The sequence below is a fragment of the Myroides pelagicus genome, from assembly GCF_009711055.1.
Taxonomy (GTDB): domain Bacteria; phylum Bacteroidota; class Bacteroidia; order Flavobacteriales; family Flavobacteriaceae; genus Flavobacterium; species Flavobacterium pelagicum.
The window spans coordinates 1-11905 of sequence record NZ_WMJY01000019.1; the positions used below are offsets into that span (position 1 = coordinate 1).

Genomic DNA, 11905 nt, shown 5'->3' on the forward strand with positions numbered 1-11905 from the left:
AATGTTTTTTTACGCGGACCCCTACTAATCAAACCAATAACTAATTTTTTACTACTTTAATTTTATGCAATACCGCAAAGATTGAGTTATTCAAGTATTTTTGTAAACAAATATCATCTAATATGAAAAAAACAATCTTAGGGCTATGCCTAATCAGCACTTTATATAGTTATGCTCAAAAATTAGAGATAATTCCTTTAGGAGTATATGGAGGAGGAATTGAAAGTAACTTATCATGCTATCTTATAGGAGTAGAAGAAAGTCAAAGTTACATCGCCTTAGACGCAGGAACTATTCGCGCTGGTATTGAAAAAACAATCGAACATCGAACATTTAATACTACAACAGAAAATATCCTTCAAAATTATATCAAGGGATATTTCATTTCACATGGACATCTAGACCATTTATCAGGACTTATAATCAATTCTCCTGATGATAGTCGAAAACCTATTTATGGACTTCCTTTTGTTATTGATGTTTTCAAAAACAACTATTTTAGAAATTCATCATGGGCTAATTTTGGAAGTGAAGGAGAAAAACCTATTATTGGAAAATACCAATATAAAGCACTATCGCCTTATCAAACCTTCGAATTAGAAAACACCTCACTAACAGCAGAGGTTTTTGAACTAAGCCATGTTAACCCCCAGAAAAGCTCGGCTATTCTAGTGCGAAATAACGATGAGTATATATTGTATTTCGGTGATACGGGTGCTGATCGAGTAGAAAAAACAGACAATCTAAATAAAATTTGGGAATACATTGCTCCATTAATACAAAACAAAAATCTACACACCATATTAATAGAGGTATCCTTCCCAAATCTACAGCCAGAAAACAAACTTTATGGACACTTAACTCCAAATCTACTACAAGAAGAATTAACTAAACTAGATCATTTATCTAATCATTCACTCGAAGGAATTAATATTGTTATTACTCACCTAAAACCAAAAGGTGATCAAATTAAAATCATTAAACAAGAGTTAGAATCCAACAATCCTTTTAAAGTAAACTACATTTTTCCCGAGCAAGGAAAAAAAATACCATTATAAACAAAGGTCTGCTATGCAGACCTTTGTTTATTATTCAGAATCCTTTGTCCAGAATTTCCCAACCAAGAAAATAAGCACAAAAGCTATAAAAGAAGGTATCAGCCAAGGGACATCATATCTGCTCATTGGAATAATCTCAATCCAACTATTTAAACTATCAATAGTGTTTTTTGCATGTAATTCAGTTTCAAACAAAGACTCACGATACAAATCTATTATATAAACAGAGAACTGATAAAGTGTTATTAATGTTGTAGTAATAATCGCACCAACAAACGGAGCCTTGCGTTTAACATATTTTCCAAACACAACCATGTACAAAATTAACGTAAGCGTAATCGGATAAATAACTCCTAAAAATGGGCCTGCGTAATCTATAATATCATCTACTCCTTTCACTGCCAAATAAGCCGAAGACACGCATGTCACTACAACTACAAAACGATAACTCAACCTACCTTTTGTCAATTGACTAAAAAACGTACCTGTCGCACAAACTAAAGCGATTGCAGTAGTTAAACAAGCTAAAGCTATACATAATGCCAAAGCAATTGTCCCATTACCTCCTAAAACACTATTAGATATGTACAATAACAATTCTGTTCTTTTTAACTCCTCATCTAACGGATAGTCCGATGTAGCTCCTAAATAAACTAATCCTCCATAGATAAACAGCAAAAAGAAGATCGCTACAGAGCCTGCCATAAAAGTTACTTTTGTCTTCTCTTCTAATTGAGTATATCCCCGAGATTTTACCGCTGAAATTATAATACCCGCATAAATCACCGAAGCTAACACATCCATCGTTTGATATCCCTCATAAAAACCTTTCCTAAAAGCCTCTAAACCAGATATTTTCATATCCTGTAAGTCACCAACTGGATTAGTAACACCTAAAAATATTAATACAATAAGCAAAACTAATAAGACAGGAGTTAAATACTTACCAATAATACTAACAACTTTAGATGGTGATATAGACAACACTAAAGTTATTGTAAAGAATACAATAGAAGATATTACAGGATTAAAATCTTCAAAAACAGGTAAAACACCTATTTCAAAAGTAGTAGCTGCTGTTCTTGGTATAGCAACAAAAGGCCCAATACTCAAAACAATAGCAGTTGCCAAAATCCAACCTAAAAGACTATTAATTCGTTTTCCTAAATCAGTAAACTCATCTCCAGAATACAATACAGCTATAATTCCTAAAAACGGTGCTAGGATAGCCGTTAAGGAAAACCCAGTAACAGACCAATCCCAATCCTTCCCTGTCAACAAACCAATGATGGGAGGTAATATTATATTCCCTGCCCCAAAAAACATAGCAAACAGAGCGAAACCGATTGTTAGCGCATCAAAAAATTTCTTTTTACTCATCCGTGATTTTTTTACACTATCCTTTAATTATTATTAAGAATAGAAGTTAATATCTAACCTATAGTGGCTAAGTTAATTTTACATTTATATAAAAATAGGCGTACAATATATAAAAATATTACGCAAAATTGTTATTAATTCAACTATTTTAGCAAATTATACAATATAAACGTTTACCTTTTAAACCTATTCTTTATGTCTACAATAATATTTGAAACCGAACGATTAATAGTTGCAAAAATTGACCTTCAAAACTCCCTAGAGATAGATAAACTATTGAATATACACAATGATCATGAAACAATGATGTGGATACCTAATAAGAAGAAAACATATAATAAAAACTCTTTAGAAATAAAATACTCAATTAACAAAGGCCTATACAACATATCATACGGTATCTACAAAATCTTATTTAAAAAAACCAATGAGGTTATTGGCGAATTTGGATTATTTCCCTATATAGAAAAACCTACTTCAGTAGAAATTGGATACATTATAGATCGTAGATATTGGAAAAAAGGACTAGGAACAGAATTAGTAAAAAATTGCGAAACGTATATTAAAGAGACATTACACAAACAATTTATCATAGCACAACTTATTGAACAAAACATTGCATCACACCAATTATTAAGAAATCTAAGTTATCAACTCATCGCTAAAACTACAATTGACAAACTTATCGTACGATTGACTCTACAAAAAGAATTATAAATCGCTTAAAAATAAAATTTCCTAAGTACCCACAACATTGGTCTAGTAAACATTCGATTTACAAGCTACTATTCTTAATTTATACGTATAAAAATCTTCCTCGATTAAATAAACAACAGCACTGTTTATAAGTTATTTTAATTACCTCATTTACTCAATACAGAACTACTAGTACTTGACGTTAAAATACACAGAATAAATTATATTACACTAATACACAAAAAACACTTACTAAAATTTAAATATTAACATATATTAACTTTTTTAAAGCAAAAGACAACCAAAAAGACAACACATTATAAAAAATCCTATAAAAAACAAAGAATAAATACTTAAAAAAGTGAAACAAAAATAAAAAACGAACACATTAATTGTAAAAAAAAATCTTTTTTAAGTAAAAAAGACAATAAAAAAATCTTTTTACACAACATTAATAAATATTATGTTAATACCTTTATAACAATAAACATAGACAAAATCAATTAAATAACAAAAAATGAGAAAATTTAAAAATTATGAATTTGTGTTGACCAAGACGTAGTCAACTTGACAACACACAGAACTAACTATTATGACAAACACAAGACAACAAGTTCAAATTCCATCAAATTTGATAGAATCAAGAAAACTACCAAAAGAAGACTTTAAAATCTATACGCAGGAGGAAGGGAAAAAACTAATCATCCCCTACAACATGACGTCATACTACAAAGTCTCTTATCTAAAAAGCAAGAGCAAGTTTTTTAGCGGTACTAGAGTAATTGAATTAGAAGGACCTACTTTGTTCTTTTCTAATCCATTATCACCTTACACATTCGAACCTATTTCTAATACCCCAGAAGGCTATTTCTGTTTATTCAGTAATAATTTCCTTGGGTTTAAGAGTAACTTGATGAGATCTGTATTGTTTCATCTCGAACAAAACCCAGTATTTCACCTTACAACTGAACAAGAAAACCTAATTTCATTTGTTTTCGAACAAATGAGAGATGAGTATAACGAATCTTATACTCAAAAAACAGAGTTGTTGAGAAACTATATTGAAATAATCATACATCAAAGCAATAAATTGAATGTAGCACATACAGTTGAAAGCCAAAAAAATGCGCCTCACCGTCTATGCTCGCAATTTTTAGAACTTTTAGAGAAACAATTTCCAATTACCTCTGTGCATGATGTCTTAGATTTAAAGACAGCTAACGATTTTGCTTCGAATCTTCACGTACATACCAATCACTTAAACTTTACAATCAACAAAGTATTAGGTAAGTCGACTACAACTTGTATACAAGAAAGAATTTTAACAGAGGCGAAAAAGTTGCTGCTGACAACAGATTGGAGTGTATCTGAAATAGCTTATGCTCTAGGTTTTGAATATCCTACATATTTTAGTTGCTTCTTTAAAAAAGCAACAAAAGTAAGTCCTGTAGGATACAGAAAAGCATAGGAGTAACGTAAATTTAACAATAGTGAATTAAGTTTAATTAATTTTAAAGTCATATTTTTACATTCAGAATGTAATTATCACTTAAATTACTTCACATGTATAATTATTGCTCTTTCTTCAAGCAAGAAAAATATATGAAGAAACAGTAGCCCTAATCTTTTTTTATTGCATAGTAGCCACCTTTTAGGTGGCTACTTTCATTTTATAATATTGAGCAATTCAACCTCGAAAACTAATGTACTATTAGGACCAATTAACTTGTTAATATGTTGATCTTTATATGCTAAATCCGAAGGAACAACCATTTTAAATTTTGTTCCAACTTGAAACTTTGGCAACATAATCTGATAACCTTTAATTAATCTATCAATAGTAAAAATCGCTGCTTTTCCCTTATCCACAGAACTATCGAAAACATCTCCATGAATAGTTGTCCCGTGATAGTGAACTTCTACTCGATCATTAAGCAAAGGAAGCTCTCCTCTTCCCTCTTTTAGTATCTCATAAATGATTCCTTCCTCTGTGACATGTACTCCTTGTTTTTTAGCTGCCTCCTGACAAAACAACTTACCATCTTCAAGGTTTTTATTAGCTAATACTTCTCTTTTCTTCTTTAACAATTCTGCTACACTCATTTCTAAAATTTTAATCTGCAAAGATAACTTACTATCATCGGTAATTCTCTTATTTTTCTTTAAAGTCTTTTAACTTATCCGGCTTCCTCTTCATAGTTGTCCAACTGCCATATACAGAGATTATCAATTGCTCTAGTACATCCCACATACCATTCATATGGAGTTAATTTATTCGGCTTGTCCACGATAAGAATAACGTTCTTACGTTCTAACCCCTTAAACTTAACAGCTGTTGTATATTGTAAATTAGTTGGTGATAATGTCAAATTATGTACAGTTAATTCTTCCATACCAATTTCGACAATTAAGTCTGCAACAGTGTTTCGTCGACGCCAAACCTTACTTTGCACTAATACAATAACGTCTTCGGCATCTAGTGAAGAGCTTGGATCATTAATATTCTTTATCACTTCAACAATAGCAGTCTTAAGCTCTTCTCTATTAGAAAAAGATTCTAACTCAATTTCATCGTATTCCTCCTGGTGAATAGTAATGTTATACCAGTCCTCTGGTTCTGCTTGAATGTGTTCGGCTATTTTCCTGATTTGTGACTTCTGTGCACTTCGTCTAATCTTGTGCAACTTAAAGTGAGTAAAATACTCCTTCAAAAAATAAGCATGTTCTGATACATCGCGCCCGAAGAGTGAAAAGCTTTGATCTAAATCATAAAGCAACATAATATTACCTTGCTTCATACCATTGTGATCACCACACATTTTATGCATTACCAAGTGTAAGTTTCTATCAAACAAATCCTGTGCCTCATCAATTATCATATAATCATAATTTGGTAAGTGATGACTATCACTCAAAAAAGTAATTGTCTTTTTAATATACACCGCAAACTCTTCTGCATCTAGATAAACTAGGTCTCCTTCATCAACATTTGGAAGATTAGTAGTAACAAAATCGACAAAAGTCATACAATCAATAGAAAGCTTAAGATTCTTAAATACTTCACTATTATAACGACACAACAATTTATTCCAACATAGGTAAATTCCTTTACGCCCAGTTTGCATTTCTGCATATGCACGAGCCATAGTTGTCTTTCCTGTTCCTGGTGCTCCTTCAATCATCAATCGTGGATTTTCTGACAAAGAATAGAGTGTCTCTAAATTTCGCTCCTTCAACCACGAAAGTGTATCTCTAGACTCAAACATGGTCGTATCATTAACATCAGGACTAAAAGTATTGACGATTGTATCTAACTCTCCTTCCGTTAAATTAGAAAATACTATTGGATGAACGGACTCCAACTTAGTTCGTGAATATGAGTAAATATGTAAAAGAAACTGCTCAATTGTCGGAAATTGCTCTTCTTTAGTATACTCACTGTACACTAGATTACCATCGTAAATAGTATTTTGGATTGGAATTTTAGTCGTTGGAAAAGCTATTGCATCACAAAAAAGGACATGTTTAAAGTTTGGAAATACTTTATTCATTAAAGTATACTTATATCCTTTAGCTTGTTCAAATGGATTTTGATTCAACCATTTGATATGCTTTCCATCTTTATAACAAAATCGTCCCTTATCAATTGCTATATTACCACCTTTGACCTCTAATACAACTATACCAAACTTCGAAGCTATAATAAAGTCGATCTCCGCATCAGCCTTTCCTCGACGAACCATTGAATTATCGTGGAAGGGCAACCTTAAACTATACCATACATACCAAGCATGCACACTATCACTAAGCGATTCTACTAAATCTTTATAAACTAAAAATTCTCCATAAGGTATTTTTACCCCATCGATAAGCATCTCCTCCAAGGCATCAATAGAATATTCTGGATATATCTGTAAAGGCATAACTTCTCAAGTTTTAATATCTAAGGTAATGTATAATCAAAAAGAAAAAAAGGTTCTTACAATGTATATTTTAAAAAAACGCCTTTAAACTAAACATTGCTAAAGAATCATATATTAGCAAATAATAAAACAAACTTATTTGAACTGAGAAAAATGACTAAAAAGAAATAAAGTTTAAAGAAAATAAACTTTCTATTGTGAGACAAGAAGAGAAAAAAAGCATAAACTAACTTTCGCATTCAGTAATTTACCAAATCTTTGAATTGGAAAGTGAAAAATAAGCAAATCACCTTAACATGTCAAAAGCTAGTCTTATGCTTATATCTGTAGACTTATATCTTTTAAAACTTTTATTCTAACCAAGAACAAACTAAATCAAGTTATAACTACATCTATTATTTCGGATCGCAAAATTACTATAGATCGATTTAAAAACCAACTTATTTAGATTAAATTGAAACAACAATCAATAAGTTTTATTCTATGAACACTCTTTTTGGTGCACTTCCTGAGGGGTTCTTCGGATATCCACGTGCTTTACTTGGTAAAACCTCCAATTTGTCAAAGCAAACTTCAAGGTTACCCCAAGGAAACATCACTAAGCAAAGTAAAGAGTATCTCTAATTAAATACCTTAAAAGAAATTATAGTAATGACCTAATATAATGCTAAACACAAAACAATATACTAAGGCTCTAAAAGTAGAAATAAGAATCGAACTATAGGGTAGAAACTACAGATAGGATGATAGTATAAACAAATAATCAAAAAAGATTAATCGTAACGGATAGCTTTTATCGGGGAAATTTTAGTAACTAAATATGATGGAATCAATAAAACTATGAGTGATACAACAACAACCCCAAAATTCAATAATAAAACATCTGAAAAACGAATTAGAACAGGAGCTTCACGCACGTAGTAGGCACTTGGGTCTAATTTAATTAATCCTGTATACTTCTGTAGAAATAGTAAACCCAGACCAATTAGATTACCATATAATAGTCCTTTCACAATCAGATAACCTGCATTATACAAGAACACTTTACGGACTGTCCAATTATTAGCTCCTAAAGCTTTTAAAATACCTATCATTTGCGTGCGTTCCAAAATCAAGACTAACAAAGCAACTATCATATTAATAGATGCAACTACGATCATAATAATAATGATGACCATAATATTAAAGTCAAACATATCAATCCACCCAAAGATATTATTATACTTTTCAATAATTGTTTTACTATCTACATTTGAAGGTAAATCTAAATAAATCTGTGCCCCAACCTTTTCAATATCTTTAAAGTCTTCAACAATCACTTCAAAACCGCCGACTTGTGCACTAGACCAACGATTAAGGCGTTGGACGTGTCTTAAGTCTCCAATTACAATATTCTCATCAAACTGTTGGATACCTGAATTGTAAATTCCTACGATCTCAAACTGCCGAACATTAGGTATTTTATTACCCCATTCTTTTAAAAAATAAGTAACAATTTTATCTCCTAACTTTAAGTTTAAACGATTAACTATATATTCTGAAAGTAAAACCTCGTTGCTCATTTGAGTAGTTTTTTGAGGCAGACGACCTTCGACAAGATAGCGCTCTATCTCTCCTAAGTCATATAAAGAATCTACACCTTTATATATCACCCCCTCAAAAGCGGTTTCTGTACGAATAATCCCAGCTTTTGATGCATAGGACTGAACACTTTTGATTCCATCCACGGTTCCAAATGCATCATATTTCTCCAAATTGGCAGACAGTGGTTTTAGCGTAAGATCAGAAGTATTATTATCATAATTAGTTATTACTACATGACCATTAAAAGCTGAAATTTTATCTCTAATTTTGTATTTTAAACCTAAACCCGTAGCAACAGAAACTAACATCATAACAATTCCCATTGCTATAGCAGTAATAGCAATTTTAATAATTGGTGTAGAAATACTACTTTTATGATTCTTAGCCGCTACTAAGCGCTTAGTTATAAAATATTCTAACTTCAAAGTAAATATGATATCAAATTTAACGCTCAAAAATACATTTTTATTCTCAGTATTAGTCTTTTTCAACCTAGTAAATTTTAAGGTGCAAGCTCAAACACTTGAAATAAAAAAAATAACGACATCTACAGATATAATGGTTGGTGCCCAAAACACACAGGCTTATCTTCCTTTAATAAAGGGTAAAAAAGTCGGGATTTTAACTAATCAAACTGGTATTATAAAGAGTAACTTGACTTCTGATCAATACGACATGTCGGTTGTTGACTACCTATTAAATATAGGGGCCAACTTAACTAAAATATATGCTCCTGAACATGGTTTTAGAGGAACAGCAGATGCAGGTGAATTAATCAAAGATGGAAAAGACATTAAGACTGGTTTACCAATTATTTCTCTATACGGAAATAGTAAAAAACCCTCGAAAGAACAACTCAAAAACGTTGATGTAATGCTATTTGATTTACAAGATGTAGGCGCACGCTTCTACACTTACATATCATCGCTACACTACGTGATGGAAGCATGTGCTGAAAACAATATTCCAGTCATTATACTCGATCGTCCAAATCCAAACATTTCAATCATAGATGGGCCAACTTTAGAGTTAAAAAATAAAAGTTTTGTTGGTATGCATCCTATTCCAATTATGCATGGTATGACTATTGGTGAATATGGACAGATGATTAATGGACAAAAGTGGTTAGCCAATAATATTTTATGTGATCTGACTATCATACCTGTATTAAATTACACTAGAGAGTCCAAATATAACCTACCAATAGCCCCTTCACCTAACTTACCAAACCAAAAATCAATAAACCTATATCCTAGCTTGTGCTTCTTCGAAGGCACTAATGTTAGCTCAGGTAGAGGTACCGATTTGCAATTTCAAATCTACGGTTCTCCAAATCTTACCAATATGTCATATTCGTTTACTCCAAGACCAAATGCAGGAGCTAAAAACCCAATGAACAATGGTAAAGTTTGCCATGGAGAAAACCTCAGTCAAATAGCGGATGTGGAACAATTAGAAATTAAGTGGTTGTTAAAAGCTTATGCTAATGCAACAAATAAAGATACTTTTTTCAACAACTTCTTTATTAAATTAGCAGGGACGACTAAATTAAAACAGCAAATCGTCTCAGGAACACCAGAAGAGGCCATTCGAAAAAGTTGGGAACCTGATTTACAATTATTTAAGACAATGCGTCAGCCGTATTTAATATATTAAAAGTATCGGTATTGAAGTCGAAAACAAAAAAATATCTCTCTCAGCGTTCATTCATGTTCATAGGTCTTATCGTCTTATTGATCACAATGGTTGCTATCTTTATATTAAGTAACTCTATCAACAAAAACAACCAAGAGACCTATAAATATATTACAACGAAAAACTTCTATCAAAAACTAAATTCTCTACAACAAGAATTTAACCAAATAGACGATTACTTACTAGCCCTAGAGAGATTATCAAAAAACACAGACACTAAAGACTTACGTTTAAAATACGAAGCTCTTAATGAAATCAATAGCCCAAAAGATATCATTATAACCAATTGGTATCTGCTTATGGATAAAGATAAAAATATCCAAGACTACTATATTGGCTCTAAAAACACCTTAAAAAAAGATGATGTCTTTCTCAATCATATCATCACTACACCTATTGATTCCAATAAAAATAGTTTTATCCAACACAATGGACAATACTATTGGTTAATGTATGACGTATACCTACTACCCGATAACCGACAACTAGTATATGGTATCACAATCGATATTAATTTATTTCACAACTATCTAACAACAATAGATGTCACTGCTCCTAACTATGCCTATATCTTTACAGATACCGGATTGTGCATCTACCACCCTGAAGCCTCACTCATTGGTAAGAATGTTTTTAGCTTAGACAATATTAGTCCTAAAGACACCTTACCCCCTACTAAAATAAAGACCCCAGATGTAGTTAAATCAGAATATTTAAAACTAGACGTATTTCGATTTGTCAGCCCATTCAGATCTAATAATTTTAAAGGATATATTACAGTAAACTTTCCTAAGTTTAACGTGGATGACAACATAGAGTTAATAGAGCGCAACACTATACTTATATTTATCACAACGGTCTGTGTTATTGTATTTCTTTTCTATCTATTCAACTTAGCTACTAGAAAACTCTACAGCGAAAAAGAAGAACTAGCAGTAGAGAACGAAAAAATCAGTAAAGAAAAAGCGCAAATACAATTACAACAACTCAAAAACCAGATTAATCCACACTTCCTATTCAATTCATTGAACTCACTGTATATGTTGATTAATATAAACCCAAAAACAGCGCAAGTATTCACACTGAATTTAAGTAAGATATACCGCTATTTAATTACACCTCCTAATAACAATATTGTCGATTTAGAAGATGAGTTAACCTTTATTGATCAGTTTATTTCATTACAAAAGATTCGTTTTAAAGAAGAAATAAGATTTGAAATAATTGATAATAGAAGTCAAGGTTTACAAGCTAAAATACCATTTTTAGCACTTCAAATAGTTACTGAAAATGCACTCAAACACAATATTGCGACGATAGAAACACCTTTGTCTATACACATTACGATAGATAATGAATTAGTTAAAGTTGTCAATAATTACCAACCTAAAAAAGTAAAAGCTGAAAGTGAGCTTTTTGGTTTAAACTATTTAAATACTATCTATAGCTATCACAATATCAATAATTTTTATGCAGCAAGACAAAACAAGAACTTTGTCTGTGAATTGCCTTTGATCAAATGTTAAAAATAGCCATTCACTCCTCAATTCAATCCACTCACTCCTAGAA

Annotated in this window: 10 protein-coding genes; 6 read left to right on the forward strand and 4 right to left on the reverse strand. The window is 31.5% G+C overall.

Going from position 1 to position 11905, the window contains the following annotated elements; genetic code table 11:
* Positions 1-122: 122 nt before the first annotated feature.
* On the forward strand, positions 123-1058 hold the full coding sequence (locus GJV77_RS09210; protein ID WP_155036077.1) for an MBL fold metallo-hydrolase: 936 nt from the start codon (positions 123-125) through the stop codon (positions 1056-1058).
* Positions 1059-1088: 30 nt separating this feature from the next.
* Here the strand turns inward: GJV77_RS09210 and brnQ are convergent, their stop codons facing one another.
* Positions 1089-2438: a branched-chain amino acid transport system II carrier protein gene (brnQ, locus tag GJV77_RS09215; protein WP_155036078.1), complete on the reverse strand. Its 1350-nt coding sequence runs from the start codon at positions 2436-2438 to the stop codon at positions 1089-1091.
* A 195-nt stretch (positions 2439-2633) separates the two neighbouring features.
* Between brnQ and GJV77_RS09220 the strand changes: the two genes are divergently transcribed.
* Positions 2634-3155, forward strand: a complete 522-nt coding sequence (locus tag GJV77_RS09220; RefSeq protein WP_155036079.1) for a GNAT family N-acetyltransferase — start codon at positions 2634-2636, stop codon at positions 3153-3155.
* Positions 3156-3726: 571 nt separating this feature from the next.
* Positions 3727-4602, forward strand: coding sequence for a helix-turn-helix domain-containing protein (locus GJV77_RS09225; protein WP_155036080.1), 876 nt, complete (start codon positions 3727-3729; stop codon positions 4600-4602).
* Positions 4603-4799: 197 nt separating this feature from the next.
* Here GJV77_RS09225 and GJV77_RS09230 read toward each other — a convergent pair whose 3' ends face one another.
* Positions 4800-5258 carry an FKBP-type peptidyl-prolyl cis-trans isomerase gene (locus GJV77_RS09230; protein WP_262885837.1) on the reverse strand — a complete coding sequence of 153 codons (459 nt, stop codon included), beginning with the start codon at positions 5256-5258 and terminating at the stop codon, positions 4800-4802.
* 53 nt (positions 5259-5311) lie between these two features.
* Entirely contained in the window at positions 5312-7057 is a 1746-nt protein-coding gene (locus GJV77_RS09235) for an NERD domain-containing protein (protein WP_155036082.1), read from the reverse strand.
* Between the two features lie 483 nt (positions 7058-7540).
* Here GJV77_RS09235 and GJV77_RS09240 point away from each other — a divergent pair, with 483 nt between their 5' ends.
* On the forward strand, positions 7541-7681 hold the full coding sequence (locus GJV77_RS09240; RefSeq protein WP_155036083.1) for a hypothetical protein: 141 nt from the start codon (positions 7541-7543) through the stop codon (positions 7679-7681).
* Between the two features lie 149 nt (positions 7682-7830).
* Here GJV77_RS09240 and GJV77_RS09245 read toward each other — a convergent pair whose 3' ends face one another.
* Positions 7831-9066: an ABC transporter permease gene (locus tag GJV77_RS09245; protein ID WP_155036084.1), complete on the reverse strand. Its 1236-nt coding sequence runs from the start codon at positions 9064-9066 to the stop codon at positions 7831-7833.
* A gap of 7 nt (positions 9067-9073) precedes the next feature.
* Here GJV77_RS09245 and GJV77_RS09250 point away from each other — a divergent pair, with 7 nt between their 5' ends.
* Positions 9074-10297 (forward strand): exo-beta-N-acetylmuramidase NamZ family protein, encoded by a 1224-nt coding sequence (locus tag GJV77_RS09250; RefSeq protein ID WP_155036085.1) that lies wholly within the window; start codon positions 9074-9076, stop codon positions 10295-10297.
* 11 nt (positions 10298-10308) lie between these two features.
* On the forward strand, positions 10309-11862 hold the full coding sequence (locus GJV77_RS09255; RefSeq protein ID WP_240142847.1) for a histidine kinase: 1554 nt from the start codon (positions 10309-10311) through the stop codon (positions 11860-11862).
* Positions 11863-11905 lie beyond the last annotated feature (43 nt).